The 26,670-nt window shown below is 65.7% G+C and carries 19 protein-coding genes; 6 read left to right on the forward strand and 13 right to left on the reverse strand.

Translation table 11 applies throughout. The features are described 5' to 3' along the window. Positions 1 to 29 precede the first annotated feature (29 nt). Entirely contained in the window at positions 30 to 4,547 is a 4,518-nt protein-coding gene (locus L6D75_RS23985) for a DUF6543 domain-containing protein (protein ID WP_236193863.1), read from the forward strand. A gap of 3 nt (positions 4,548 to 4,550) precedes the next feature. On the opposite strand, the gene L6D75_RS23990 is transcribed toward L6D75_RS23985, so the two are convergent. The 8 genes from L6D75_RS23990 to L6D75_RS24025 form a co-directional block, all read right to left on the reverse strand. After that, positions 4,551 to 5,324: an enoyl-CoA hydratase gene (locus L6D75_RS23990; RefSeq protein WP_176516288.1), complete on the reverse strand. Its 774-nt coding sequence runs from the start codon at positions 5,322 to 5,324 to the stop codon at positions 4,551 to 4,553. A 13-nt stretch (positions 5,325 to 5,337) separates the two neighbouring features. Continuing rightward, positions 5,338 to 6,465 carry an acyl-CoA dehydrogenase gene (locus tag L6D75_RS23995; RefSeq protein WP_176516290.1) on the reverse strand — a complete coding sequence of 376 codons (1,128 nt, stop codon included), beginning with the start codon at positions 6,463 to 6,465 and terminating at the stop codon, positions 5,338 to 5,340. 9 nt (positions 6,466 to 6,474) lie between these two features. Beyond that, positions 6,475 to 7,668 (reverse strand): acetyl-CoA C-acyltransferase, encoded by a 1,194-nt coding sequence (locus L6D75_RS24000; RefSeq protein ID WP_176516292.1) that lies wholly within the window; start codon positions 7,666 to 7,668, stop codon positions 6,475 to 6,477. Between the two features lie 12 nt (positions 7,669 to 7,680). Then, positions 7,681 to 8,448, reverse strand: coding sequence for an SDR family NAD(P)-dependent oxidoreductase (locus L6D75_RS24005; RefSeq protein ID WP_176516294.1), 768 nt, complete (start codon positions 8,446 to 8,448; stop codon positions 7,681 to 7,683). Between the two features lie 12 nt (positions 8,449 to 8,460). Then, positions 8,461 to 10,107: an AMP-binding protein gene (locus L6D75_RS24010; protein WP_176516296.1), complete on the reverse strand. Its 1,647-nt coding sequence runs from the start codon at positions 10,105 to 10,107 to the stop codon at positions 8,461 to 8,463. A gap of 115 nt (positions 10,108 to 10,222) precedes the next feature. Further along, positions 10,223 to 14,665: an NEL-type E3 ubiquitin ligase domain-containing protein gene (locus L6D75_RS24015; protein WP_176516298.1), complete on the reverse strand. Its 4,443-nt coding sequence runs from the start codon at positions 14,663 to 14,665 to the stop codon at positions 10,223 to 10,225. Positions 14,666 to 14,758: 93 nt separating this feature from the next. Next, complete coding sequence (locus L6D75_RS24020) at positions 14,759 to 15,781, reverse strand: AraC family transcriptional regulator (RefSeq protein ID WP_176516300.1); 1,023 nt, start codon at positions 15,779 to 15,781, stop codon at positions 14,759 to 14,761. Positions 15,782 to 15,839: 58 nt separating this feature from the next. Beyond that, positions 15,840 to 16,703 carry a LysR substrate-binding domain-containing protein gene (locus tag L6D75_RS24025; RefSeq protein ID WP_176516302.1) on the reverse strand — a complete coding sequence of 288 codons (864 nt, stop codon included), beginning with the start codon at positions 16,701 to 16,703 and terminating at the stop codon, positions 15,840 to 15,842. Positions 16,704 to 16,836: 133 nt separating this feature from the next. Here L6D75_RS24025 and L6D75_RS24030 point away from each other — a divergent pair, with 133 nt between their 5' ends. Together L6D75_RS24030 and phnX are read left to right on the forward strand one after the other, a co-directional pair. Further along, positions 16,837 to 17,943 carry a 2-aminoethylphosphonate--pyruvate transaminase gene (locus L6D75_RS24030; RefSeq protein WP_176516305.1) on the forward strand — a complete coding sequence of 369 codons (1,107 nt, stop codon included), beginning with the start codon at positions 16,837 to 16,839 and terminating at the stop codon, positions 17,941 to 17,943. A 34-nt stretch (positions 17,944 to 17,977) separates the two neighbouring features. Next, positions 17,978 to 18,805 (forward strand): phosphonoacetaldehyde hydrolase, encoded by an 828-nt coding sequence (gene phnX / locus L6D75_RS24035; protein ID WP_176516307.1) that lies wholly within the window; start codon positions 17,978 to 17,980, stop codon positions 18,803 to 18,805. Between the two features lie 96 nt (positions 18,806 to 18,901). Here the strand turns inward: phnX and L6D75_RS24040 are convergent, their stop codons facing one another. Further along, on the reverse strand, positions 18,902 to 19,462 hold the full coding sequence (locus L6D75_RS24040) for an NADPH-dependent FMN reductase (protein WP_176516309.1): 561 nt from the start codon (positions 19,460 to 19,462) through the stop codon (positions 18,902 to 18,904). 156 nt (positions 19,463 to 19,618) lie between these two features. Between L6D75_RS24040 and L6D75_RS24045 the strand changes: the two genes are divergently transcribed. Beyond that, the gene (locus L6D75_RS24045) at positions 19,619 to 19,837 is read left to right on the forward strand and encodes a hypothetical protein (RefSeq protein ID WP_176516311.1); all 219 of its coding nucleotides are present in this window, start codon (positions 19,619 to 19,621) and stop codon (positions 19,835 to 19,837) included. Here L6D75_RS24045 and L6D75_RS24050 read toward each other — a convergent pair. From L6D75_RS24050 to L6D75_RS24065, 4 genes are all read right to left on the reverse strand, one after another. Next, entirely contained in the window at positions 19,821 to 22,070 is a 2,250-nt protein-coding gene (locus L6D75_RS24050; protein ID WP_176516313.1) for an Orn/Lys/Arg family decarboxylase, read from the reverse strand. The genes L6D75_RS24045 and L6D75_RS24050 overlap by 17 nt on opposite strands. Positions 22,071 to 22,231: 161 nt before the next feature. Next, a complete protein-coding gene (gene dnaQ / locus L6D75_RS24055; RefSeq protein ID WP_176516315.1) occupies positions 22,232 to 22,990 on the reverse strand; it encodes a DNA polymerase III subunit epsilon in 759 nt (252 codons plus the stop codon). Positions 22,991 to 23,041: 51 nt separating this feature from the next. Beyond that, positions 23,042 to 23,488 carry a ribonuclease HI gene (rnhA, locus tag L6D75_RS24060; RefSeq protein ID WP_176516318.1) on the reverse strand — a complete coding sequence of 149 codons (447 nt, stop codon included), beginning with the start codon at positions 23,486 to 23,488 and terminating at the stop codon, positions 23,042 to 23,044. Positions 23,489 to 23,501: 13 nt separating this feature from the next. Beyond that, a complete protein-coding gene (locus L6D75_RS24065) occupies positions 23,502 to 24,275 on the reverse strand; it encodes a class I SAM-dependent methyltransferase (RefSeq protein ID WP_176516320.1) in 774 nt (257 codons plus the stop codon). 85 nt (positions 24,276 to 24,360) lie between these two features. On the opposite strand from L6D75_RS24065, the gene gloB reads away from it, so the two are divergent. After that, complete coding sequence (gene gloB, locus L6D75_RS24070) at positions 24,361 to 25,140, forward strand: hydroxyacylglutathione hydrolase (protein ID WP_176516322.1); 780 nt, start codon at positions 24,361 to 24,363, stop codon at positions 25,138 to 25,140. A gap of 100 nt (positions 25,141 to 25,240) precedes the next feature. Next, complete coding sequence (locus L6D75_RS24075) at positions 25,241 to 26,656, forward strand: lytic transglycosylase domain-containing protein (protein WP_176516325.1); 1,416 nt, start codon at positions 25,241 to 25,243, stop codon at positions 26,654 to 26,656. Positions 26,657 to 26,670 lie beyond the last annotated feature (14 nt).

A 26,670-nucleotide genomic window follows, 5' to 3' on the forward strand; every position in this document is an offset into this window, starting at 1 on the left:
CGGCCTTGCCACCAGCCGAGAGTGCCATCATGCCGACATCCCAAAATCCATCACGCAGCCCCAGGCTGCCTTGCGCAGTCGCCAGAAAATTCCTCCGCCGCCCGGCCTTGTTCGACGTTGCCAACCAGCTGCTGCTGGAGGTGTGGCCGGCCTATCAGCTGGGCAACTCGCAAGACCCGGCCAGCCTGCAACTGGCCAGTTTCGGCCCGGTGCCGGGCGTGGCCTACGTGCGCCCGCTGTACGAAGTGCTGGTGGAGCGGTTTTGCATGCGCGCCACGCTCAACCTGACCCCGGGCGAGGATGTGGTGTGCAAGGCGCAGACCATCGACCCGGACCTCCCTGTACCCATAGACCTCCCCCAGCTCGAAGCACTGCTCAACGACAGCGGCCCGCTGCTGCTCGACAAGTATTGCGAAGCCATCGTCGATTACTGGGGCGAGGCCGACAGCAGCGGCGAAACGCCCTGGCTGTGGTTCGCTCACTACCTGCAGGGGTTGCTGCGCAGCGCCACGGATCAAGTCATCGCCCTCGATCGGGTGCCAGCCGCCCACGCCACGCTGCAGGCACTCTCCAAGGGGCCAGCGGAACTTGAAGACCTGCTCGAACTCAGTGCAGCCCAAGGCATAACCCTGCAGACGCTGGCCTCGAATTTTTCCGCCGACTGGCAACTGGACCCAAGCCTTGCCAGCGCCCTGCTGATCGAACGGGCCGAAGCGTCCGGCCGCCCACCCTTCACCTTGCTGTTCACCCCGGCCGGCCGCTTGCTGTCCTACCCCTCCCGCGAACGGCTGCTGGAGGCCATCCGCCAGTACTGGCCAGCCATCCTCGCCAGTGCGCCGCCCCAGGTGAAGATCAACACGCCAGACCGCCCACTGTTCCAGGCCCTGGCGCTCAACCTGCTGCAGGAGTTGCTCGAAAGCATAGAAGTGGCCGCTACGGCATTTCATGACCAGAACAGCGCAGAACGCCTCGCCGATGCGCTGGACCGCCTGACCTCCCTGACACAGCTGTGCAGCGTGAATGACCAGGCCGCCCACGCGGCACTGTTCGATCAGTTGCCAGGCTGGGTGCGCCAGGGCGACCCTCGGTCGCTGATCGTGTACAGCACCATGCTGACCGACGTCGCACGCAGCAGTGCCGAAGCCGAAGGCAAGAGTTGGCTGGACGGCGTACCCAGCGCACAGGCCTTCGCCTGCGAGCGCCTAACCAGCCTGATCCGCCGCGACCACCCCGACACGCCAGTGGATCCGGCCACTGTTCAGGTGATCAACCACCAGACCACCGCCACCGCCATCTCGGTTGGCGGCCAGATCATCAGCGATGGCGCCAGCGTAGCGGTCACCTTCAGCCTGGCGCAGCTGGCGATCGCCAACCTGGGCCTGCTCAAACCCGGCCGGGTGACCCTGGAGACCACCGATGGCCAAGCCATTCCAGGCTGGCTCGACACTGCGGCGCTGCAAAGGCTCATCACCGAAGCCGACATCGGCGCCACCTACCCCAAACGGCTGCAAGCACTGCTGCTCGATAACCCGCAACAACGCAGCGCCCGCGAGCAGCGGCTCGCAGCACAACTGCGCACGCAACTGCCTGCACAGGTGATGACCCATCACCTGCAGCACAACAAGCCAACCCTGCAAGCGCTGACCGCCGTGCAGCACGTGTTCTCCCCCATGGTCGACGACCAGAGCCACTGGGTACTGCGCCCGCTCGGCCTGCTGCGCAGCCTCGATGCGCAGCCCGACCATCCGCACAATGCCTGGCTGATCGAAAACGATGACTCGGCCACGGCGTGCTGCCTGTTATACCGCCCGCTGCACCGCGAACCGCTCGTGGAATTCAGTGATCGCCTGGCGTTACTGGTGGCCATCAGCGAGCCTGGCGACCTGCAGGACGACATCCTGCACCGCCTGCCTGAAGAGGACCGGCGCATCTATGCCCATGGCGGCTTTCTGCAGCCGCACCTGTTCCACCCGCTGGATGACGACTGGGCGGTGCCGTTGTTCACCCCGGCGCCGGTGACGCTGGCGCGCGAAACACCGGTTGCCGAAGCCGCCCCTGCCATCTACCAGGCCTGCGTCGAGGAAACCTTGCGCAACTTCAAGGCCCAGTCGGCCAGCAGCGACGAAACCCGCTGGCAACGTTGGGAGACGCTGGGGTGGCTGTTGCTCAACAGCGTGCTGCCGTTCGTCGAAGGGCCGATCGCCGAAGCCGCCTGGCTGGTGCAGATGGAAACAGCCCTTGCGCAGCTGGTCGATGACAGCGACCCGCCGGGCGATCGCAGCGCAGCGTGGATCGAGCTGCTGGTGAATGTCGCCCTGCTGATCTTCAGCCACGCAATGGCCCGCCTCGACGAACAGAATCCACTGGATATTGCCCTGGCCCACACCCCGACAGCACCCGCGCTGCCAGCCCCCGTGGTGGTCACCGGCATGAGCGAGGCTCAGGTCGAATTCGCCTGGACGCACCCCACGCTCAAACTCGACAGCCACCAGGCCAAGGCCCTCGCCCACATGCAGGTGGCCATTTCGCCCACGCTGCTGGGCACGCCAATCCCATCCGGGCCAATGCGCGGCCTTTTCCTGCATCAGGACCAGCTATGGGTTCGCCTGCAGGGCCAGACCTTCAAGGTCAAGCTCGACCCACAAAGCGAGCGGCTGCGCATCGTGGGCGACGACCAGGCGCTCGGCCCCTGGCTCAGGCGCGACGAGGTAAACCGCTGGCAACTGGACCTGAGGCTGCGCCTGCGCGGCGGCATGCCGCTGTCGAAACGAGTCGCCAAACTGCAGGAAGAACGCCGGAAAACCTCCGAACAATTGCTCAAGCGTGTGGCGGACGACTCAAAAAGCATCACCGAACAACTGCCCACCGTGCGCAAAGTCCACGCCCTGGGGCAGCGCTCGGACGATGCGCGGGTGTTGCGCAGTTGCCTGGAAAAGCTGCGGACGTTCGAGACGTTCGTGGCCGAGCATGTCGAGCGACTGCATGAGGCGAATGCACAAGCCCCCCTTCCCGACTACAAGAACCTGCGCGCCGGCACGCTGTTCCACCGCCTCGATTGTCAATTGAACGTGCGTGACCTGTTGCTGCGCCTATATAAGCCCGAGCGTGCGCACTTGCTCGACATGGCCAAGCGCCAGGCCGACGCCACCCCTGAAGACGAAGCCATTTTGCGAAAGCGCCTAGGCGTTCTCACCTCGGTGGTGGACGAGCTGTTCGACAACGCCATTGCCCTGAACGAGGGGCATGAGCAGTTGCGCAAGCTGGCCAGCCCGTCCCTGCCCAATGTCAGCAGCATGCTGCAGCGGGTTGAGCAGCAGAAAAGCCACTGGACGCCCCTGTTCTGGCGCTACATACGCATCGAAACCTGCGTCAACCGTATTTCCCTGGAGGCCAGCGAAAACGTCGAATTCTGGATCGACCGCGCCTGGGACAGCATCGAACTTGCCATCGGCCAGCAACAGCAACTGAGCAAGCGCTCAAGCGACAGCGAAGAGGTCAGGCGTCGCTTGCTGGCCAACATCGCGCAACACCTGGCCACCGCCCGGGCGCGCCTGCAAGCCTTGCAGGATGCGCTCGAAGCAGGGGCGGAGCCGGCGCCGCTCAAGCCGCTGCTCAACGACATCAACGACCTGCGCAAGGCCGTTGCCAGTGAACTGGCCGAATACCCCGACCTGCCTGCACGCAGCACGGTTTCGCAATTGAGCAGGCAACTGCCCGGGCTGATCGAAACCCGCGACGACGGCTTACTGCTGGGGCAACCGCGTGCTGACGATGCCGATATCGTCGACGTCCCGGGTGCCGAGCAGGACTCGGTCTCCTGCAGCTACAAACGCGACCACGAGCAGTGGGTGCCAGTAGCCACTCCGGCTGCAGGCACCCTGCCCACGGCCCTGCCAGCCGGCAAGCTCAAGGGGCTGCTAAGGGAAAGTGCCCGGCGCCTGGCCAGCGCGCGTCAGGATCTGGCGCTGATGCAAAGCAAGAAGGCCAACGCCTACTTGCCAGCCGATATCCAGGACATTCTGCTGCACCACCAGGCAGGCCTGGACCGCCATCGTTCGGCCATCGAAGCGCGCCTGACCCGTGACAATCAGACCGACGAAGGCAGTGGCGAAGCCGATGCAGCCCTGAGCATCAAAGCCATCGAAGACCTGTCGGCGACACTGGCCAAGCAGGCCATCGAGCAGCGCACACGGGTGGCGCTGCTGCAGAAACCGAAGATGGCCGAGTTGCGTTTCCTGCTCGGCAAGCAGCAGGTCGAGATCCAGCGCACCGGCCCAAGGCGGCAGCTGGCAAAAGTGGCCGGGCGCAGCGACGACTTTATGGAGGAATTCGCCATCAGCCACCAGGGCACCCCTCGCTGGTACGCCCACTTTCACTACGCCAGCCGGGAGGTCGAGCAGGCCGCCTATACCGCCGGCCACCTCAAAACCGCCGAGCAGCGCTATGCCGGTGGGCGTTCGAGCAAGGACGCCAATGGCCGCGAGATCGAGGTCTACCGCAGCCCGATCGACCTGGCTGCGGCAACGCAGTACTTCTTCGACAGCTGAGCCTCAGCGGTCCTTGAACTGCGCCTCGCGCTTGCCGATGAAGGCGGCCATGCCTTCCTTCTGGTCTTCGGTGGAGAACGCGGCATGGAACACCCGGCGTTCGAAGCGTACCCCTTCGCTGAGGGTGACTTCGAACGCGCGGTTGACGCTTTCCTTGACCATCATGCTGATCGGGATCGACTTGCTGGCAATGGTCGCGGCCACTTTCAAGGCTTCCTCGAGCAGCTCGGCCTGCGGCACCACGCGCGCCACCAGGCCGGCACGCTCGGCCTCCTCGGCGCCCATCAGGCGGCCGGTCAGGCACAGCTCCATGGCCTTGGCCTTGCCGACCGCGCGGGTCAGCCGCTGGGTGCCGCCCATGCCCGGCAGCACGCCCAGGTTGATCTCCGGCTGGCCGAACTTGGCGTTGTCGGCGGCGAGGATGAAGTCGCACATCATCGCCAGCTCGCAGCCACCGCCCAGGGCAAAGCCAGACACCGCGGCGATGATCGGCTTGCGCCGGTTGGCGACCCGGTCGGCATCGCTGAACAGGTCATCGACGTAGATCTGCGGGTATTGCAGCTCGGCCATTTCCTTGATGTCGGCGCCGGCGGCAAATGCCTTGGCGGAGCCGGTCAGCACCACGCAGCCGATGTTCGGGTCCTTTTCCAGCTGGTCCAGGGCCTGGTTGATCTCGCCGACGATCTGCGCGTTCAGCGCATTGAGCGCCTGCGGGCGGTTGAGGGTGATCAGGCCGACCTTGCCGTGGATGTCCAACAGGATGGTTTCGAATGCCATGCAGACTGCTCCTTCAAAGATTGCGCGCAATGACCATGCGCTGAATGTCGCTGGTGCCTTCGTAAATCTGGCAGACACGCACGTCGCGGTAGATCCGCTCCAGCGGGAAGTCGCTCAGATAGCCATATCCGCCGAGCGTCTGCAAGGCATCCGAACAGACCTTTTCGGCCATTTCCGAGGCGAAAAGCTTGGCCATCGAGGCCTCGACCAACGCCGGGCGCCCGGCGTCGCGCAGCGCGGCGGCGTGCAGCACCATCTGCCGGGCCACGGCAATCCTGGTCGCCATGTCGGCCAGGCGGAAGGCCACGGCCTGGTGTTCGATCAAGGGCTTGCCGAAACTCTGGCGCTCGTGGGCGTAGTCACGCGCCACCTCGAAGGCGGCGCGGGCCATGCCCACCGCCTGCGAGGCGATGCCGATGCGCCCACCTTCCAGGTTGGCCAGGGCGATCTTGTAGCCCTGCCCCTCTTCGCCCAGGCGGTTGGCCACGGGCACCTGCACATTGTCGAAGACGATCTGGCAGGTGTCGGAGGCGTGCTGGCCGAGCTTGTCCTCGACCCGCGCCACCTGGTAGCCCGGGCTGTCGGTCGGCACGATGAAAGCGCTGATGCCGCGCTTGCCGGCGTCCGGGTCGGTCACGGCGAAGACGATCACCACCCCGGCGTTCTGCCCGGAGGTGATGAACTGCTTGCTGCCATTGAGTACGTAGTGGTCGCCCTCCAGGCGAGCCCGGGTTTTCAGGCTGCTGGCATCGGAGCCGGCCTGGGGCTCGGTCAGGGCGAAGGCGCCGAGCATCGCGCCGCTGGCCAGTGGCGCGAGAAACTGCTGCTTCTGCTGCTCGCTGCCGAACTTGAGAATCGGCACGCAGCCCACCGAGTTGTGCACGCTCATGATGGTCGAGCAGGCGCCATCGCCCGCGGCGATCTCCTCCAGGGCCATGGCGTAGGCCACGTAGCCGGTGTCGCTGCCGCCGTACTGCTCCGGCACCAGCATGCCGAACAGGCCCAGGCCGGCCATCTCCTCGATGGCCTCCTTGGGGAAGCGGTGGGCCTTGTCCCATTGCTCGGCGAATGGCTTGAGCCGCTCCTGGGCAAAGTCACGCACGGCGTCGGCGATTTGTTGTTGCTCGTCAGTTACCAGCATGGTTGCACCTCAGTACAGGCATTCGACGGCCATGGCCGTGGCCTCGCCACCGCCGATGCAGATGGCTGCCACGCCGCGGCGCAGGTTGTTCTGGCGCAGGGCCGACAGCAGGGTCACCAAGATCCGCGCGCCCGAGGCGCCGATCGGGTGGCCCAGGGCACAGGCGCCGCCGTGGATATTGACCTTGTCATGGGGCAGGTCGAGCTGCTTCATGGCGGCCAGGGTGACCACGGCGAAAGCTTCGTTGATTTCGAACAGGTCGACCTCAGCCAGGTTCCAGCCAGTGCGCTTCATCAGTTTGTCGATGGCGCCGATCGGTGCGGTGGGGAACAGTGCCGGGGCATCGGCGAACGCGGCATGGCCATGGATCACGGCCAGCGGCTTGAGGCCTCGCTTGTCGGCTTCGGAGCGGCGCATCAGCACCAGCGCCGCCGCGCCATCGGAGATCGAGCTGGAGTTGGCCGCGGTCACGCTGCCGCCTTCACGGAAGGCCGGCTTGAGCTGCGGGATCTTGTCCAGGCGCGCTTTCGGCGGCTGCTCGTCGTCCTCGACCAAGCGCTTTTGCTTGCCCTCGGTGACTTCCACCGGGACGATCTCGGCGCGGAAACGGCCGTCGCTGATCGCCGCCTGGGCGCGGGTCAGCGAAGCGATGGCGAACTGGTCCTGGGCTTCGCGGCTGAAGTTGCCGGCCTGGGCGCAGTCTTCGGCGAAGGTGCCCATCAGGCGGCCTTTGTCGTAGGCGTCTTCCAGGCCATCGAGGAACATGTGGTCGAGGATCTTGCCGTGGCCCATGCGGTAACCGCCACGGGCCTTGTCCAGCAGGTAGGGGGCGTTGGTCATGCTTTCCATGCCGCCGGCGACGATCACATCGGCGCTGCCGGCCAGCAGTTGGTCATGGGCCATGATCGCCGCCTGCATGCCCGAGCCGCACATCTTGTTCAGCGTGGTGCAGGTGGTGTGCTTGCCCAGCCCTGCGCCCAGCGCGGCCTGGCGTGCCGGGGCCTGGCCGAGGCCTGCCGGCAGCACGCAGCCGAACAGCACCTGCTCGACGCTGGCAGCATCGATGCCGGCGCGCTCGACGGCGGCGCGAATGGCGGCCGCCCCCAGCTGTGGCGCGGTCAGGCTCTTGAGGTCGCCCTGCAGCCCGCCCATGGGCGTGCGCACGGCGCTGACGATGACGATCGGGTCGTTGGCAAGTGTCATGTTCGTTTCTCCTTACTTGGCTGCCATGCGCAGTGCGCCGTCGAGGCGGATCACCTCGCCGTTGAGCATGCTGTTCTCGATGATGTGGCGGGCCAGCGCCGCGTATTCGCCCGGGCGCCCCAGGCGCGGCGGGAACGGCACGCCGGCGGCCAGCGAATCGCGCACTTCCTGGGTCATGCCGGCCATCATCGGGGTTTCGAAGATGCCGGGGGCGATGGTCATCACTCGGATGCCGAAGCGCGCCAGCTCGCGGGCGGTCGGCAAGGTCAGGCTGGCGATGGCGCCTTTGGAGGCCGCGTAGGCAGCCTGGCCGATCTGGCCGTCGTAGGCCGCGATCGACGCGGTGTTGATGATCACGCCGCGCTCGCCCTCGGCGTTGGCGGCGCCTTCGGCCATGGCCGCGGCGGCCAGGCGCAGCAGGTTGAAGCTGCCGATCAGGTTGACGTTGATGACCTTGGCGAAGCTGGCCAGCCCATGCGGGCCTTGCTTGCCCAGCACCTTCTCGGCGCCGACGATGCCGGCGCAGTTGACCAGCCCGTGGAGGCTGCCGAAAGCGGCCACGGCCGCGTCCACGGCCGCCTTGGCCGCCTGTTCGTCACTGATGTCGGCCACGGCGAAGCGTGCATTGTCGCCAAGCTCGCGGGCCTTGGCCTCTACCGCCTGGGCGTTGAGGTCGACCAGCATGACCTTGGCGCCGGCCTCGACCAGCATCTGCGCAGTGGCGGCGCCCAGGCCCGAGGCCGCGCCGCTGACGATGAAATTGCTGTTGGCTATGTGCATGGTAGGTATCCTTCAGGCGCTGGCGCGGTTGGCCAGCACGGCTTGTTGTAGGGCGATTTCCTGATTGCGCAGGATGAAGCGTTGCAGCTTGCCGCTGGGGGTCTTGGGCAGCTCGCTGACGAATTCGATTTCCCTTGGGTAGGCATGGGCATAGAGGCGCTGGCGCACATGCTGGCGCAGCGCTTCCTGCAGCGCCTCGCTGCCGCTGACACCGGCCGCGAGCACGACGAAGGCCTTGATCAGCTCGGTGCGCTCCGGGTCCGGCTTGCCGATCACTGCCGCTTCGATCACCGCCGGGTGCTCGATCAGCGCGCTTTCCACATCGAACGGGCCAACCCGGTAGCCGGAGGTGGTGATCACGTCGTCGCTGCGGCCGACGAAACTGATGCTGCCATCGGCGTTGAGCTCGACGGTGTCGCCACTGAGGTAGTACTTGCCGACGAAGCTCTTGGTCGGCAAACCCTGGTAGCCGCCGAACCAGCACAGCGGCGACTGTTCGCGGTCCACCGCGAGGATGCCTGGCTGGCCTGCGGGCAGCTCGGCGCCCTGCTCGTCGAGCACGACGATGCGGTGGCCGGGGATGGCGAAGCCCGCCGAGCCAAGGTGCAGCGGGTGCTGCAGGCCATGGTGGTTGCACAGCACCATGCCCAGTTCGGTCTGGCCATAGTGGTCGTGGATGGTCACCCCCAGCTCGTCGGCGAACCAGCGGATCACTTCCGGGTTCAGCGGCTCACCGGCACTGCTGACCACCCGCAGGCGGCCCTGGATCGGCGCCGAGAATTCGCGCCCGGCAGCGATCAGCAGGCGGTACGCGGTGGGCGAGCCGGCAAGGTTGGTGATGCCCAGCTTGTCGATCACCCGCGCGCAGCTCTCGACGCTGAACGGGCCATCGTAGAAGGTGGTGGCATGGCCCAGCGACAGCGGGCCTGTGACCGCGTAGTAGAGGCCGTAGGCCCAGCCCGGGTCGGCCAGGTTCCAGAAATTGTCCGCCGGCCGCAGGTCGATGGCATCGCGCATGTAGCCCTGGAATGCGACGATGGCCCGCAGCGGCACTTCAAGCGGCTTGGCCGGGCCGGTGGTGCCTGAGGTGAACATCAGCAGGAACGGGTCGTCGCCGCTGCGCAGCACCGCCTCGCACTCGGGCGCTGCCGCATCGAGCAGGCGCTGGAAGTCAAGCTCGCCCTCGGCCGCATTGACCGTGATGCGCACCGGGCAGGCCGCCAGCTCATCGAGCTTGGGCCGATTGCCGCGGTCGGTGACCACCACCTTGGCCCCGGACTGCGCCACGCGGTGCTCGATGGCCTTGGGGCCGAAGGCGGTGAACAGCGGCTGGTACACCGCGCCCAGGCGCCAGGTGGCGAGGATGGTCACCAGCAGTTCAGGGGTACGTGGCAGCAGGCCGGCAACGCGGTCGCCCGCGCCTACGCCCTGGTCCTTGAGGACATTGGCAAAACGGCTGGCCAGGGCTTGCAGCTGCTCGAAACTGTAGCGTTTGCCATTGCCGTCGCGATCTTCCCAGACCAGCGCGGCCCGGCCTTCGCCGACATGGCGATCGCAGCATTCGACACAGGCATTGAGGCCCTTGAGGTTGCCCTGCAGCGCCGTGCCCACGGCATCGGCATAGGCGAACGAACGGGCGGCCTCGGCGTAATCGCGCATCGTCAGACTCCTGGTTTCTTATTGTTGGAATCGCACCAAAGGTCTGACGATGGTCACGCCAAGGCCGCGCGCGGACAATGGCCAAAGCGTTCAATCTGGATGAGCGGTTTGGCCGCTAGGCCTTCTTCAGCGCCTCCCGGCTCAGGTACAGGCACAGTTCATGCTCGACGCTATCGCGCTCCGTCTTCAGCGCATCCCAACGGCTCACGTACTCCTCGGTGGTCAAGCGCTCGGCCAGTGCATCGAGCGCTTCGCCACGGGCATCGAAATCGGCAGCAACGGCCGCGAACAGCGCTGGGTGTTGTGCACGCAGGTGGTCGGTCCAGAAGCTTTGCCGCGAGACGCTTTGCGCCACTGCCTCGGGCGTCTGCGCGGCGAGCACCGCTTGCAAGGCCTCCTGCTGGCGTTGCGGGGTGATGTCGGCCAGGGTGTTGAAGGTCATGGTGCGCGGCTGGCAAGGCAGGTCCAGCGCGTCGGCCAGGTGGATGCGGTAGCCGAGGACGATCTCCAGGTCATCGACCATTCCCTGCGCCGCGCGTCGTTGTTCAACTGCCCAGTAAGCAAAACGGTCCAGTGCCTCCAGGCGGAACAAGCGCCGCCCTAGATTGAGCAGCTCTGCGCCGGCTTCGGCGGCCGTACTGCGCTGGCCAGCCTCGTAAGCCAGCGCCTGGATCTGCAGGCGGCTGAAGCGCTCGGCAGAGCTGTCGACGCAGCCCAAGGTCTCGCCGGCGCTGTCGAAGATCTGCTGGCGCAGGGTTGCATCCTGGTCAATGGCGCCGAGCAGGTTCCACACCTGATCGCTGATGTAATCACGCTCTCTGTTGTAGTCACTGCCTTGGGTCAACGCCTGCAACAGCTCGTAGAGCCCACTGCTGCCCTCCTCTTGCTGCAGCCGTTGCCAAAGCGCCGTGCGTGCCTGGCGGCGATCGGCCGGCTGCTCAGTCACCCACCGCGCCAGCGCATCATCGCTCGCCTGCGCCAGCGTGGCTGTCTCGCCATGGCCATCGAGGCCGTAAAAACGCTCACGCTCGGGGAAGGACATCGGATTGCGCAGCAGGTTGAACCGGGTACGGAAGGCCCACGGCATGCGTAGAAGTGAGGCTGGAATGGTTTCGATCTGGTTGTCGCTAAGGTCGGCCATCTGCAGGAAGCCGCAGTGTTCGATAGCCTCGGGAATGCTGCGCAACAGGCATCGGCCAAGGCGCAGCGTGCGCAACTGGGGTAGCTGCTCGAAACGCAAGTTGAGCGAACGTAGCGGGTTGAAACTGATATCCAGCTCTTCCAGATGCGACAACGACGACAACACCGCCTGGCTCTGTGCATTCATGCGAATTCGGTTGGCCATCAACCGCAGCGAACGCAGCTCGCGCAGATGGACAAGGCCCGAGGGCAAGGCTGTCAGGCGGTTGTTGGTCAGTACCAGGGTACGCACGCGGTGGAAGCAGCGCAGGAAGTTGGCCGGCACCTCTTCCAGCCCCATGCCAGCCAGCACCAGCTCGCCCACATGGCTCATGTCCACGGCCGCCGGCAGCGAGGGTAGCAGTACGATGCGCCAGCCACTGAGGTTGACGCGCATCGTGCCTTGATTGCCGCCATGGCTCACCTCGACCTCACCCTCCAGGCGCCAGGCCCGACGCAGTTGATTGGCGAAATGCTGTTGCTGGTTGCGCAGCGCGCGGTCGGTGGTGTTGGCGCCCCAGCGGTTGAGTGCCTCATCGAGCAGCGCATAGTTGCGTTCATGGTCGATCAGGCGGTCGAAAGGCGATTCCGTCGCCTGCATCAGGCGCCGGAAGAAGCTTTCGACCTGGTCCTCGTTGAAGGCCGGATACAACGCACGAATACGGTCGTGCAGGGTTATGACCGAATATTCCCGGCTTGCGGCCCGCCCACCCAGCGCATAGCCCACGCGGCCATCAGGCAGGCGCGAACCCGGGTTGCACCACGGTGCTTCGTTGCGCCAGCCGAGTAAATTGAACAGTTTCTGGCGCGGCTCCGGCAGGCCGGCCGCCAGCTGGTCGCGCAGCTGCAATGCGGCATCGTCCGCCGCCAAGCCCAACGCCGTACGCTCGGTCGCGTCGAGCAGCGCCAGCAATGCATCGAAGATGCTCCCCGGTTCCTCGACTTCGATATCGAGCTCCAGCCCCTGCGCGTCGTACAACCTGAAGCCGCCAGCGCGATTGACCAGCACGATGCGCGAAGCGGCTGGCCCCTGAGGGTCCAGTTGCGCCAACAGCCGGCCGCTCTCCGTGCCGTTGCGCAGCTCGAGGTTGAGCCGGGCAGGCCATTTGGGCAGCTTTCGCAGCAAGGCGAACACCAGCTCGCCCGTACCGTCGTTGTAGGCACCTTGCAGGTACAACCCTTCCACCGCACGGTTGACCCGCGCCAGCTGCAGCAGCGAACGCGCCTTGGTGGCCAGCGCCAGGGGCAGGCGCTGTTCAACCTTGACGATATCGAGCTCGGTCGGTGCCAAGTCGTGCAATGTCGCTTGGGCATAGGCATCCGGGAGCCCGGGGAAATCCCGTTTGAGTAACGTGAGCACTTCGTCATCCAGCTGCACGGGCGCAGCCAGGTGATCGAGCAAGCGGCCCCGCCACAGGCTCGGGTCTTCGAGCAGCGCGGTAGCCATCTGGGAATCAGTCAGGCCCTGCATGTCGGGATGAAGCTTGCACCCGTCGAGAATGGCAGCATCGGTGAACTGCGCAGGGGTCTGTTGCAAGCCGGCAAAGAACCGCGTGAGCCGCGCGTCGCCTTCGAAGCGGCGAAGGGTATCGCGCAAGTTGGCCGGCACTGGGCGGTTTTCCACCAACAGCCCGCGCAGTTCGTCGCGGTCCACGCCCGACACCTGGAGAATCCGTTGCACCTGCGGCGCCTGCAGGGGCGGATCGCTTGGCCACAGCCGGTCCAGCATCGCGCCACTGTCATCCCATTCCAGCGGGCGCTCCAGGCGCAGGCGCCAGCAACGCTCGCCATTGCTGACCAGTTCAGGCTCGAAGGCATCGGCGCGCAGAGGATGCTTGAGGCGCCACGGGGCGTGCGGATCCGGTTTGTGCACTTGATAGAAGCGCGACTCGATGCGCAGGTAACGCTTTGTGCCCTGCGTGTACAGGCCATCATCCTGCAATACCGCCTGGTCAGGATCAGCCTCGTAGTGGCTCAAGTCATGCGCCCACAAGCGCGTGTCGCCCGCCACATCCACAGGTTCGAGCTGATCGACGAAGGCCGTGCGGGCGAAACCGCGCGCTACCAGCCCTACCCCAGCCCCCGTCGCTGCAGTCACAGCGACGATTTCCGCCACACCCAGCAGATGCTCGGCCGCCTCGTGCTGGTGACCCTGCGCCCAATCGACGACGCCTTCGCAGGTCTGCCGGGTCAGCTGATACGCCAACTGCGCCAACAGCAACTGACCCAGCCCGGGCACGAACAGGCCGGCGATCCCCAGGGCTCCCATGCCAATGCCTTCCCAGCGCGCCAGCCTGTTGCTGGCCTCGCTGCTGTCGGCTTCTGCGGTGGTCACCAGCAGCGTGCCGGCATCCGCGCGCAGGCGCGCAACGTGCGCCTCGGCCAGGGCGGAGAATGCATCACCCTCGACCGTCTGGCCCTCCAGTTGAAGGTCAGGGTTGTTATCCGTCAGCCGCTTGCCCAGCTTGTTCACGAACGCCACACGCTCGCTCAACGCCACCCGCTCGCCGAAGCGCCGGCGCGCTGCCGGGCTCGCCAGTTCGACGACCAAGGCTTCATCGAGTTGGCCCAGGGTGGTGAAATAACGCAGTGGATGCTCGATGTCGGCGGGCATGTAGAGCACCACCCCGGCATCCTCGCCTTCAGGGTCCCGCAGCTGGATAAGCAACGCGTCGAAGGCGACACAATCGAGTATGTTCAGCAGCCCGGGGTAGGCGCTGGTCGAAAGCTGCGCACGCGCACCGCTTGCCATGCTGCGCAGCGCTGCCTGCACCGCGCCGTCGATTGCGCCCTTGATTACCGCCAGCTCCAAGGCCAGGTTGAAGCCCGTGCGCTTGTGCTCGGCCAAGGCTTTACGCGCCTCGTCCGTGGCGACCTTGCTCAGCAAGGCCTGGTATTGCTGCCCGGCATCCAGCTTCCGACAGCGCCGGGCAACGTCATTGCCAGCACCTGCCAACAGGACGCTCTTACCCTTGGCCACCAAACCGCTGCCTTCGTAGAAAGGATCGCCTGCTGGGAAATTCTGCATCAGCCTCAGCAGCGCGGGGCTGCGCACATAGGTGATTTCCTCCTCGGGCAGACCGATGCCTTGCGGTACTTTGAGCCGACGCCGCACCTCCAGCCATTGAAGGTTTTCCAGCCCCAGCGCGGCAGCCTCGGCCGTCAGCAGGCCACCGAATGCCTGCTGAGCGAACGCTTGAGGGGATGGCAGCACCTGCAGGGCCTTGGTCAATTTCCCATGGCTGGCGCGGTGGGCTGCATAGCAGTCGCGCAGCGTGTTGATCTGCGCTGGGGAAGCGCGTTCGAGCCAATCAGGCAGGCGGGCCGCGACGAACTGGTCGGTGAGGTTGGCGAGCGTGGTGGATGTGGCTTGCGACATGATTGCACCTGTGCGGGTTGGAGGGGCCCATACAGTGAGCAAGGGCCACTTGCCAAGGCACAGGGAACTGCCCCGCACAGCGGTTTGTGGCGCTCAGGCGGCGCCGTCGCCCTGCACTACCAGCGTGCGGTAATGCCCCGGGTTGCAGCCGAACCACTTGCGAAACGCCTTGTAGAACGAACTGCTGTCGGCAAACCCCAGGCGCTCCGCCACCTGTGCCAGGCCAAGGTCGGCTTCGGCCAGCCAGGTGATCGCCAACTCGCGGCGCACGCTGTCCTTCAGGCCCTGGTAGGTCTGCCCTTCCTCGGCCAGGCGCCGGCGCAGGGTCGACGCCGACATGCACAGGCCCAGCGCCAGGCGCTCGGCATCGGGCCAGCCGGCCGGGTCATGCTGGCGCAGGTCGTGGCGGATGCGCCGGGCCAGGCTGTCGGGGTCGCGGTACTTGACCAGGATGTTGCCCGGCACCTGCGCCAGAAAGCGCTGCAGGTCTTCGGCCGTGCGCCTGGGCGTCAGCGCCAGGCAATCGGCGGCGATGATCATGCGCGTGCGGGGGCGGTCGAACTGCAGGTTCTCGGAGAACATCACCCGGTAGTCGTCGCAGAACGGCGGCTCGGCGCAGCGCAGGTCGATGGCCAGAATCGGGATGCGCCGCCCGGCCAGCCAGCAAGCCACGCCATGCACGATCATCCAGAAGGTGAAGTAGGTGAAGGCCCGCCGGGGCTGTTCACGGGGCTCGCCGATGACGATCTCGGCCAGGCTGCCCTGGCGTACCAGCACCGGTTGCAGGTCTTCGAGCATCAGGCCGAGAAAGCCCAAGGCCACATCCAGCGCCTCGCCCAGGCTGGGCTGGGCCATGGCCGCGCGGGCCAGCAGGGCCAGGCTGCCGCCGCGCAAGCCACGGGGGTCCATGGCGAAGAATTCGTCATTGCAGCGCTGCGACAACAGGCGCCACACGCGTGCATAGGCACCGGCAGCCACCCGCGCGTCCGGCTGCTCCAGCAAGCCCGCATCGATCCCGGCGCGCCGCAGCAAGGCAGCGGCCGCATCGCTGTCGGGGCAGCTCTGCAACAGGGCTTCACGCACCAGTTGCATGGAAATCGTGTCTTTCTCGCTCATCGGCCATCCGGCGCCAGGTTGCTCACTGGCGGCCATCTTACGGCAAGCCGGCGCGGCCTCACAGGCTTGCCGCCAAGCCCAGGAAGGCCTGGATCAGGCGCAGTTCGCGGCGCCGCTCCAGGCAGCCGAGCATGTGCTGGTTGCGCAAGCCCTGCCCGGCCAGCGGCCGGGCCAGCACCCGCGGGTCATGGGCCACCTCGGTCGAAGAGACGACGCCGATGCCCAGCTGCGAAGCCACGGCCTCGGTGACCGCCTCGCGGCTGTCCAGCTCCAGCAGTACCCGTGGCTGTACCTTGGCCTGGGCACAGGCCTTGTCGAAGGTGCGCCGGGTGGTCGAGCTCGGCTCGCGCAGCACCATGATCTGCTGGTGCAGCGCCGCCAGCGGCAGGTCGCCCTCGCCCCTGGCCCAGTCGTGCCCCACCGGCAGCAGTGCACACAAGCGCGACTCACAGAGGTTCTGCAGGTGCAGGCCCTTGCGCGGCTCGATCTCGGTCAGCACGGCCACATCCGCGTGCTCGGACAACAGCGCGGCCAGGGTTTCCTGGGCATTGCCCAGGCGCAGGTTGACGGTGATGCCCGGGTAACGCTCGCGCAGCAGGGCAAGCATCGGCATCACCCGGTGCGGCCCGTCGGCCGCCACTTCCAGGCGCCCGGTGAGCAATTGGCGGTTGGCCTCGAGCATTGCCTGGGCCTCTTCGGCCAGGCCGAACATGGCCCGGGTGATGGCCGCCAGGCGCGTGCCCTCTGGGGTCAATTCCACACGCCGGGCGGTGCGCCGCAGCAAGGTGATCTGGTAGTGCTCCTCCAACGCCTTGACGTGCCCGGTCACCGCCGGCTGGCTGATGAACAGGCGCTCGGCGGCGCGGGTGAAACTGCCCTCGCGGGCAACCGCATCGAAAGCGCGAAGCTGGAAAAGGTTCATTTTGTATCGGCCTGACTTATGGCTGGCATAACGACAAACAATTTGATTGATAGATCGGCGAATTGCAACCTAGGCCCCGTAGTTTCAGCGCCCAACCAACTGGCGAAACCCGCAGCTTGTGAGGAACCACGGAATGAGCAACGCCCCGATCCTGCTGACCCCCGGCCCACTGACCACATCACTCCGCACCCGCCAAGCCATGCTGGTGGACTGGGGCTCCTGGGACCGCGATTTCAACCAACTGACCGCCAGCGTCTGCGAGCAGCTGCTGGCGATCATCGACGGCAGCGCCAGCCACCACTGCGTGCCCCTGCAAGGCAGCGGCACCTTCGCCGTGGAAGCGGCCATCGGCACCCTGGTGCCGCGTGACGGCAAGGTGCTGGTACTGATCAACGGCGCCTACGGCCAACGCCTGGCGAAGATCTGCAAGGTGCTGGGCCGCAGCTTCACCACCTTCGAGACCGCCGAAGACCAGCCGACCACCGCCGCCGACGTCGACCGCCTGCTGGCCGCAGACCCGGCCGTGACCCACGTGGCGCTGATCCACTGCGAAACCAGCACCGGCATCCTCAACCCGCTGCCGCAGATTGCCCAGGTCATCAAGAACCACGGCAAACGCCTGATCATCGATGCCATGAGCTCGTTCGGCGCACTGCCGATCGATGCCCGCGAAATCCCCTTCGAAGCGCTGATCGCCGCCTCCGGCAAGTGCCTGGAAGGCGTGCCGGGCATGGGCTTCGTGTTCGCCGAGAAAACCGCCCTGGCCGCCGCCGAAGGCAATGCCCACTCGCTGGCCATGGACCTGCACGACCAGCACGCCTACATGGCCAAGACCGGCCAGTGGCGCTTCACCCCGCCCACCCACGTGGTCGCTGCCCTGCACGAAGCGTTGCAGCAGTACTTCGAAGAAGGCGGCCTGCCGGCCCGCCACCAGCGCTATGCCGACAACTGCAAGACCCTGCTCGACGGCATGGCCGCCATCGGCCTGCGCAGCTTCCTGCCGGCCGAGATCCAGGCGCCGATCATCGTCACCTTCCACGCACCGAACGATGCCCGCTACCAGTTCAAGGACTTCTACGAGCGGGTCAAGGCCAAGGGCTTCATCCTCTACCCGGGCAAGCTGACCCAGGTCGAAACCTTCCGCGTCGGCTGCATCGGCGTGGTCGGGCCCGATGGCATGCAAGCCGCCGTCAATGCCGTGGCCCAAGTGCTGCGGGAAATGGAAGTACTGGACATCTGACCCTCTGCCTCACCACCTTCAGGAAAACGCGCACATGAACTACAGCAATCCTACCCAGCTGCAAGCCGCCATCCTCGACTGGGCCGGCACCGTGGTCGACTTTGGCTCCTTCGCCCCAACCCAGATCTTCGTCGAAGCCTTCGCCGAGTTCGACGTGCAGGTGTCGATCGAAGAAGCCCGTGGCCCGATGGGCATGGGCAAGTGGGACCACATCCGCACCCTGTGCGACGTGCCGGAAATCGCCGAGCGCTACCGCAAGGTGTTCGGCCGCACCCCGACCGACGATGACGTCACCGCCATCTACAACCGCTTCATGCCGCTGCAGATCGAGAAGATCGCCGTGCATTCGGCGCTGATCCCAGGTGCCCTGGACACCCTCACCGGCCTGCGCCAGGAAGGCCTCAAGATCGGCTCGTGCTCGGGCTACCCGAAGGTGGTGATGGACAAGGTGGTGGAGCTGGCGGCCAAGAACGGCTATGTCGCCGACCACGTGGTGGCCACCGATGAAACCCCCAATGGCCGCCCATGGCCGGCCCAGGCACTGGCCAACGTGATTGCCTTGGGCATCGATGACGTGGCGGCGTGCGTGAAGGTCGACGACACCGTGCCGGGCATTCTGGAAGGCCGCCGTGCCGGCATGTGGACCGTGGCCCTGGTGTGCTCGGGCAATGCCCTGGGGTTGACCTGGGAGGAATATCAGGCGGTGAGCGCCGAGAAGCTGGAAAGCGAGCGCAAGCGCATTCACAAGCTGTTCGAAGGGTCGCGCCCGCACTACCTGATCGACACCATCAATGATCTGCCTGAGGTGATTGCCGACATCAACCGGCGGTTGGCCAAGGGTGAGATGCCGCAGGCGTTCTGATAGCGCGGCGTTGCAACCATCGCCGGCAAGCCGGCTCCCACAAGCATTGCACATACCTTTACCTGTGGGAGCCGGCTTGCCGGCGATAGGCCCCTGTCAGGCGGCCCGATTCAGCTTCACCCAGGAGGCGAACTTGTCGATGAAGCCCTGCAGGAACGGCCGGGTCTTGTCGTTGAGCTTGCCACTGTCATCGAACAGGCTCGCCGCGCCGCCCAGATACGCCTCTGGCATCTGCATGCAGGGCATGTCGAGAAACACCAGCGACTGGCGCAGGGCATGGTTGGCGCCAAACCCGCCAATCGCCCCCGGCGACACACTCACCACCGCCGCAGGCTTGCCACCCCAGGCGCTCTGCCCGTATGGGCGCGAGCCCACATCGATGGCATTTTTCAGGCAGCCGGGCACCGAGCGGTTGTACTCCGGAGTGGCGAACAGCACCGCGTCGCTGCGGCGGATCTCATCGCGAAAACGCTTCCATGGCTCGGGCACGCCCGCCGCCTCGACATCCTCGTTGTACAGCGGCAGGTCGCCGATTTCGACGATCTTCAAGGCAAGGCTGGACGGTGCCAGCTCTGAAAGGGCGCGGGCCACCTTGCGGTTGTAGGAGTCCTTGCGCAAGCTGCCGACGACAACCGCTACCGAATACACCTGGCTCATGGCGATTTCCAACCTTTGCGGGCTAAAGAGACGTTGTAGTTATAGATGACCGTTCCTCGGCGCTTAGGTTTTTTTTGCCGTAGGCGAAAACTCCGGCGGGGATGCACGGTCTATCGCTGCAGACATTTCCTACGTATTTCAGAGGTTTTCACCTAAATGGCAGCAGTAATGGTCGGCCAATTCCACGCCCGAGACGCCGAAGGCCGCATCTACCCCGTTCACGAGTTCCAGGAGTCGACCCTGCAGACCGACGGCAGCGCCCTGGGCGCGCCGATCACCACCTATCGCCTGGCCATTGGCGACCGCGTCAACCACCTGGGTGAGGACCGTTTCGAGCTGGCCCGCACTGGCGTGGAGATCATTCGCATTCCTTGATGCAGTCCACCGTGTACTGGCCGCTCTCGTTCTGCAGGCCATGCACATCGGCGACAAAGCCTGGGAAACCGCTGTTGAAGGCCCGGGCGAACGCCAGGTAGTCGAGGATCGAGCGCGTGGTTTCGGTGAACCGCTCGCCCGGCATGATCAGCGGGATGCCCGGCGGGTACGGCACCAGCATCACCGCCGCGACCCGGCCCAGCAACGCCTCGATCGGCACTGCCTCCACCTCCCCGCGCACCATCAGGTCGTAGGCCCGCGCCGGGGTCATGGCCGCCTGCGGCAAGCGCGTGAACAGGCGCTTGAGCTGCTTGGCCGTGGCATTGCTGCGGTAGCAGGCGTGCAGTTGGTCGCACAGATCCTGCAGGCCCATGCCCTGGTAACGAGCCCCATCGACCGCGACGATGCTCGGCAGGCAGGTGCCGAGCGACGTGTTGGCATCATAATGGCGCTTGAACTCCAGCAGTTCGGTCAGCAGCGTGCTCCACTTGCCCTTGGTGATGCCCATCGAGAACAGCACCAGGAAGCTGTACAGCCCGGTCTTCTCCACCACCAGGCCACGCTCCCAGAGAAACTTGCTGACCACCGCCGCCGGTATGCCGTGCTCGCCCAGCACGCCGCCGGCGCTGAGGCCTGGCATCACCAGGGTCACCTTCAGCGGGTCGAGCAGCACATAGTCCGGCGCCACCTCGCCAAACCCGTGCCACTCTGCGCGCGGCTGCAACAGCCAATCCGCGGCATCGAGGCGCTGGATGCCCTCCGCCGCCGGCGGCTGCCAGATGCTGAACCACCAGTCATCGGCGGCGATATGCTCGCGCAAATTGGCCAGGGCACGGCGAAAGCTCAAAGCCTCGTCGAACATCTCCTGCAACAGCGAGTGCCCCGCCGGCCCTTCCATCATCGCCGACGCCACATCCAGCGACGCGATGATGCTGTACTGCGGCGAGGTGGAGATATGCATCATGAAGGCTTCGTTGAAACGGTCGCGATCGAGCTGGCGCTTGGCGCCATCCTGCACATGAATCATCGACGCCTGGCTGAAGGCGGCGAGCAGCTTGTGGGTGGAGTGGGTGCTGAACACCAGCGGGCTCTGCGCGTTGCACGTGGTGCCCATGGCGTAGCGTTCGGCGAAGAAGGCATGAAATGCGGCATAGGCGAACCAGGCCTCGTCGAAATGCAGCACCTCGACGCTAGGGCCCAGCACCTGCTTGATCAGGCCGGCGTGATAGCACAGGCCGTCGTAGGTGGAATTGGTCACCACAGCCAGCTTGATTCGCGGCTCACGCCCCTGCGCCAGCGGGTTGGCGTGGATTTTTGCCTGGATCGCCTCGGGCGTGAACTCGCTGAGCGGTATCGGCCCGATGATGCCCAGCTCGTTGCGCTCGGGGCACAGGTAAAGCGGGATGGCACCGGTCATGATGATGGCGTGCACCACCGACTTGTGGCAGTTGCGGTCCACCAGCACCAGGTCGTCGCGGCCGACCATCGCATGCCAGACGATCTTGTTGGCGGTGGAGGTGCCGTTGATCACGAAGAAGGTGTGGTCGGCGCCGAAGTTTCGCGCCGCGCGTGCCTCGGCCTGGGCCAGCGGGCCGGTGTGATCGAGCAGCGAGCCCAGTTCGGGCACCGACACGGACAAGTCCGAGCGCAGCGTATTTTCCCCGAAGAACTGGTGGAATGCCTGGCCCACCGGGCTTTTGCGGTAGGCCACGCCACCGCCGTGGCCTGGGGTATGCCAGGAATAGTTGGACTGCGCGGTGTGCTGGACCAGGGCTTTGAAGAACGGCGGCAACAGGCCGTCGAGGTAATTGTGCGCAGCCCGCGCCACCTGCCGGGCCAGGAACGGCACAGTGTCTTCGAACAGATAAAGGATGCCGCGTAGCTGGTTCAGCTCGCCCATGGCCTCGGCGGGGGCATTTTCCAGGGTCACCTGCTCGCCCAGGGCGAAGATTGGCAGGTCGGGCGCCCGCGCGCGGGCCAGGCGGATGAGCTCGGCGATGTTTTCCAGCAGGTGGGTGTTGGCGCCGACGCCTTCGGCAGCGATCAGCATGCAGGCCAGGCCGTGGTGGGTGGCGGCGACCAGGCGCGCTTCGGCGTGGTCTGCAGCGGCGAGGATGGCGAAGCCGTCCTGGCTCAGTTCCTCGGCGATGCCACGGATGCGCTCGCCGGCGACGCTGTCAGCCTTGATGGCGCGGTGGACGATGAGGATGGGGAACTTGAGGTCCTTGTACATCAGGCTGCTACCTCCGAAGGACGGGTCGTCCCTCTCAGGGTAGTAGAGCCTGATGGTTACAGCGGCGGCCCTGTCGCCGGCAAGCCGGCTCCCACAATGGGCCTTGCGCCGTTACCTGTGGGAGCCGGCTTGCCGGCGAAAGGGCCGCTACTGCCTGTAAATCAACCGGCCGGCGTCTCGGTCAATGCCTGCCACATCGAAGGCCCACCCGCCGACTTGGCAATCGCCGCCAAGCGCTCGGCATGCGCCTCCAACTCCTCGGCATTGGCCATGATCACCCGCCCTGGCGCCCGGCCTGCGATCCGGCGAATTTCACTGCCCCCACTGCCCTGCCCATCGTTGTCGCCATCCGCCCCATGCCCGGCCAGCGAAAGGCTGGTCTGGCCCCCGGTCATCGCCAGGTAGACGTCCGCCAGCAACTCGGAGTCGAGCAACGCGCCGTGCAGTTCACGGCCGGAGTTGTCGATGTCGTAGCGTTTGCACAGTGCGTCGAGGCTGTTGCGCTGCCCCGGGTGACGGGCACGCGCCAGCAGCAGGGTGTCGAGGATGGTGCAGTGCTGGGCGATGTCGGCGCGCTCGCGCTGGCCCAGCAGGGCGAACTCGTTGTTGATGAAGCCAACGTCGAACGCCGCGTTGTGGATGACCAGCGTGGCGCCCTGGATGAACTCGAAGAACTCCTGGGCGACCTCGGCGAAGCGTGGCTTGCCCACCAGGAAGGCATCGGTGATGCCGTGGACGTTGATCGCGCCCTCGTCGCTTTCGCGGTCAGGCTGCAGGTAGACGTGGAAGTGCCGCCCGGTCAGGCGCCGGCCGATGACCTCGACGCAGCCGATCTCGATGATCCGGTGGCCTTCGCTGACCGGCATGCCCGTGGTTTCGGTATCGAGAATGACGAACCGCTTATCTTGCTGCTGCTCCACGCGGGGCGCTCCAACTTGCATCAATTACAGAGCCGCGGATTGTACCCCAGCTCAGCGCTTGGCGCGCACTTCCTCGACGCCGCGGTTGGCCAGCTGGTCGGCACGCTCGTTGCCGGGGTGGCCGATATGGCCGCGCACCCACTTCCAGGTGACCTTATGGCGGTTGACCTGCTCATCGAGCAGCTGCCACAGGTCGGCATTTTTCACCGGCTCCTTGGCGGCCGTCTTCCAGCCGCGCTTCTTCCAGTTGACCATCCATTCGTTGATGCCCTTCATCACGTACTGCGAGTCGGTGGTCAGCACCACCTCGCATTCGCGCTTGAGCGCCATCAGCCCCTGGATCGCCGCCATCAGTTCCATGCGGTTGTTGGTGGTTTCGCGCTCGCCGCCCCACAGTTCCTTCTCGACGCCCTTGTAGATCAGCAGGACGCCCCAGCCGCCCGGGCCAGGGTTGCCCTTGCAGGCACCATCGGTATACAGCTCGACGCTTTCGCTCATGTACCACTCATGTTCAGTGCTTTTCGGTATCGGGGTTGACGGCGGTGCGGTTGACCTTGGCCAACGGCAACGGCAGCAGCTTGCCCATCGGTTCGCGGCGCTCCGGGCGCAACGGCCGCAGGCCGACCACCATCTTGCGCGCCACCAGCAGGTAGACCCCGCCACCCGAGCTCTGCCAGCCACCCGCCAGCCGTTCCCAGCCCGCCAGGCGTTGTTGCCAGGCCGGCGAGGCAAGCGGCGGACGATAGCACCCGAAGCGGCGTTTCTCCAGCGCGAAGCCCAGCAGGTTGAGCCAGTCGCCGACCCGCGACGGCGAAATGCAACGCGCCTTGCGCAGCGCGCCGTGGCTGAACAAATGGCGCATGCCCCAGCTGCTCCAGGGGTTGATGCCAACGATCAGCAAGTGCCCGCCCGGGCGCACGGCACTGGCGGCTTCGCGCAGCAGGCCATGGGGCGACAGGCAGAAATCCAGGCCATGCTGCAGCACCACCACGTCGGCGGCATGCTCGCTCAGTGGCCAGGCCTGCTCTTCGCAGACGATTTCCACCCCCGGCAGTGGCGCGCCCAGGCGCACGTTGCGCTGCACCTGAGGGGCGCTGGGCGGCGCGTCGGCGCAGGGGCCGTAATGCACCAGGTAACCGCCGAAGAAGCGCCCGAGCTCTTCTTCCAGCAGTTTTTCCTCTTCCTTGAGCATCAACTGGCCGAGTGGGCCGTTGAACCATTCACGGGCCAGGCTGATCAGCTCGACCCAGTCTGGGTCGGCCTGGGCAAAGGCTTGGTCGGTCATTGCGCTCTCCCTCGAAGGTTCTCGCACCGCGCCATCGCGGCTAAGATGCCCTCATGTGCCACGCTAGGCGAATCGGATCCGCACCATGATACAGATCGATGCTCTCCCCGCTTTCTCCGACAACTACATCTGGTTGTTACAGGATACTGCCAAACGCCGTTGCGCGGTGGTCGATCCCGGCGACGCCGGCCCAGTGGAACGCTGGCTGGCTGCCCACCCCGGCTGGGTGCTGGACGACATCCTGGTCACCCACCACCACAACGACCACGTCGGCGGTGTCGAACGGCTCAAGCAGCTGACCGGCGCCCGCGTCTGTGGCCCGGCCAACGAGCGCATTCCCTGCCGCGACCTGGCGCTGGACGACGGCGACCAGGTCAGCGTGCTGGGCGTGACCTTCAAGGTGCTTGCCGTGCCGGGCCACACCCTGGGCCATATCGCCTTTTTCAGCGACCAGCCAGCCACCCCCGTGCTGTTCAGCGGCGACACCCTGTTCGCGGCCGGCTGCGGGCGGATGTTCGAAGGTACGCCGCAGCAGATGCAGCCGGCCCTGGCCCGCCTGGCGGCGCTGCCGGAGAACACCGAGGTGTACTGCGCCCACGAATACACCTTGAGCAACCTGCGTTTTGCCAAGGCCGTGGAGCCCGGCAACCCGCACGTTCAGCAACGGTTCGAAGACGTTACCCGTTTACGTGCGGAAAATCGCATCACATTGCCATCAACGATTGGCCTGGAGCGCCTGACCAACCCCTTCCTGCGCACCTCTGAAACATTAGTTAAACAAAAAGCAGACGAATGGAAGGGACATTCAAACGACTCGCAGGTCACTGTTTTTGCTGCCTTGAGGTCTTGGAAGGACACCTTCTGATAACCTCAAGATATATCGCAACAGGCTGACAACGGTTGACCCGGCCGGGAGCGGTTTCTAGAATCGCCGAAATTTTTTGCCCGGAAACCTGTCCCCGCCGATGTCTTCCCGTAGCCGCAGAACCGCTCATTCAGTCGCCCTGACGCGCCTGGCCCAAATCAGTGCGCTGGCGCTGGCCGCCACCCTGGTGGGCTGCCAGAGCACCCGTCAGGTCGACGAAGCCGACAGCGTTCGCGCGCACAACTACCAGGCGCGGATCAAGCACAAGCCGGCGCCGCTGGCGATCAAGCCTGCCGAGCCGCCGCAGGATGTGTGGGAGCGCATGCGCCAGGGCTTCGTGCTGCAGGACAGCATCGACGTCAACCCGCGCATCGAGCAGCAGCGCCTGTGGTTCGCCAGCAACCCGACCTTCCTGGAAAGCGCCGGCGAGCGTGGCAGCCTCTACCTGCACTACATCGTCGAGCGCCTCGAAGAGCGCGACATGCCGCTGGAGCTGGCACTGCTGCCGGCCATCGAAAGCGCCTACAACCCGATGGCCTACTCGCGCGCCCACGCCGCCGGCATGTGGCAGTTCATCCCCTCCACGGGGCGCCACTTCAACCTGCGCCAGACCAACTTCTATGACGGGCGCCGCGACATCACCGCGTCGACCAACGCCGCGCTGGACTACCTGACCCGCCTGCACGACATGTTCAACGGCGACTGGCTGCTGGCCCTGGCCGCCTACAACGCCGGCGAAGGCACCGTCAGCCGCGCCATCGAGCGCAACGAACGGCTTGGCCTGCCCACCGACTACTGGAACCTGCCCCTGCCGCAGGAAACCCGCGACTACGTGCCCAAGCTGCTGGCCCTGTCGCAGGTGGTCATGACCCCCGAGGCCTATGGCGTAAACCTCAACCCGATCGCCAACGAGCCCTACTTCGAGGCGGTCGTCATCAACGAACGCCTCGACCTGTCGCGGGTGGCTGCCTTCGCCAACATCGACGAAGACGAGCTGATCCAGCTCAACCCGGCGTTCAAGAAGCGCATGACCGTGGACGGCCCCAAGCAACTGCTGGTGCCGACCGCCAAGGCGCAACTGCTGACCGACCTCAAGCCCGAGCAGATCGTCAGCCTGCAGCCGAACAAGGCAGTGTTCGAACGCGCCATCGCCGAAGCCAAGGCGCCGGCCACGGCGCGCAGCTACCGGGTCAAGCGCGGCGACAACCTGAGCAGCATCGCCCAGGCCAACCGGGTGTCGGTCAAGGACATCCAGCGCTGGAACAAGCTGCCGGGCAACCGGGTAAAAGCCGGCCAGGTACTGGCCCTGCGTGGCGGCAGCGCGCCAAGCGCTGCGGGCAACCGGGTAGCAGCCGCCGGCAAGCGTTCGACCCAGTACAAGGTGCGCAAGGGCGACTCCCTGTATTTGGTTGCCAAACGTTTCAACGTCGAGATGCAGCACCTCAAGCGCTGGAATCCGCGCAGCGGGCATGCACTCAAGCCAGGGCAGACACTGACCGTCTACCTGTCACATTGATGTGAATTCCGGGG

The organism is Pseudomonas faucium (assembly GCF_021602585.1).
Classification (GTDB): domain Bacteria; phylum Pseudomonadota; class Gammaproteobacteria; order Pseudomonadales; family Pseudomonadaceae; genus Aquipseudomonas; species Aquipseudomonas faucium.

Excerpts from the sequence above, each read along its gene's own strand:
- L6D75_RS23985 (WP_236193863.1), top strand. The coding sequence starts at position 30 with ATGCCGACATCCCAAAATCCATCACGCAGCCCCAGGCTGCCTTGCGCA.
- L6D75_RS23990 (WP_176516288.1), bottom strand. The coding sequence starts at position 5,324 with ATGGCATTCGAAACCATCCTGTTGGACATCCACGGCAAGGTCGGCCTG.
- L6D75_RS23995 (WP_176516290.1), bottom strand. The coding sequence starts at position 6,465 with ATGCTGGTAACTGACGAGCAACAACAAATCGCCGACGCCGTGCGTGAC.
- L6D75_RS24000 (WP_176516292.1), bottom strand. The coding sequence starts at position 7,668 with ATGACACTTGCCAACGACCCGATCGTCATCGTCAGCGCCGTGCGCACG.
- L6D75_RS24005 (WP_176516294.1), bottom strand. The coding sequence starts at position 8,448 with ATGCACATAGCCAACAGCAATTTCATCGTCAGCGGCGCGGCCTCGGGC.
- L6D75_RS24010 (WP_176516296.1), bottom strand. The coding sequence starts at position 10,107 with ATGCGCGATTACGCCGAGGCCGCCCGTTCGTTCGCCTATGCCGATGCC.
- L6D75_RS24015 (WP_176516298.1), bottom strand. The coding sequence starts at position 14,665 with ATGTCGCAAGCCACATCCACCACGCTCGCCAACCTCACCGACCAGTTC.
- L6D75_RS24020 (WP_176516300.1), bottom strand. The coding sequence starts at position 15,781 with ATGAGCGAGAAAGACACGATTTCCATGCAACTGGTGCGTGAAGCCCTG.
- L6D75_RS24025 (WP_176516302.1), bottom strand. The coding sequence starts at position 16,703 with ATGAACCTTTTCCAGCTTCGCGCTTTCGATGCGGTTGCCCGCGAGGGC.
- L6D75_RS24030 (WP_176516305.1), top strand. The coding sequence starts at position 16,837 with ATGAGCAACGCCCCGATCCTGCTGACCCCCGGCCCACTGACCACATCA.
- phnX (WP_176516307.1), top strand. The coding sequence starts at position 17,978 with ATGAACTACAGCAATCCTACCCAGCTGCAAGCCGCCATCCTCGACTGG.
- L6D75_RS24040 (WP_176516309.1), bottom strand. The coding sequence starts at position 19,462 with ATGAGCCAGGTGTATTCGGTAGCGGTTGTCGTCGGCAGCTTGCGCAAG.
- L6D75_RS24045 (WP_176516311.1), top strand. The coding sequence starts at position 19,619 with ATGGCAGCAGTAATGGTCGGCCAATTCCACGCCCGAGACGCCGAAGGC.
- L6D75_RS24050 (WP_176516313.1), bottom strand. The coding sequence starts at position 22,070 with ATGTACAAGGACCTCAAGTTCCCCATCCTCATCGTCCACCGCGCCATC.
- rnhA (WP_176516318.1), bottom strand. The coding sequence starts at position 23,488 with ATGAGCGAAAGCGTCGAGCTGTATACCGATGGTGCCTGCAAGGGCAAC.
- L6D75_RS24065 (WP_176516320.1), bottom strand. The coding sequence starts at position 24,275 with ATGACCGACCAAGCCTTTGCCCAGGCCGACCCAGACTGGGTCGAGCTG.
- gloB (WP_176516322.1), top strand. The coding sequence starts at position 24,361 with ATGATACAGATCGATGCTCTCCCCGCTTTCTCCGACAACTACATCTGG.
- L6D75_RS24075 (WP_176516325.1), top strand. The coding sequence starts at position 25,241 with ATGTCTTCCCGTAGCCGCAGAACCGCTCATTCAGTCGCCCTGACGCGC.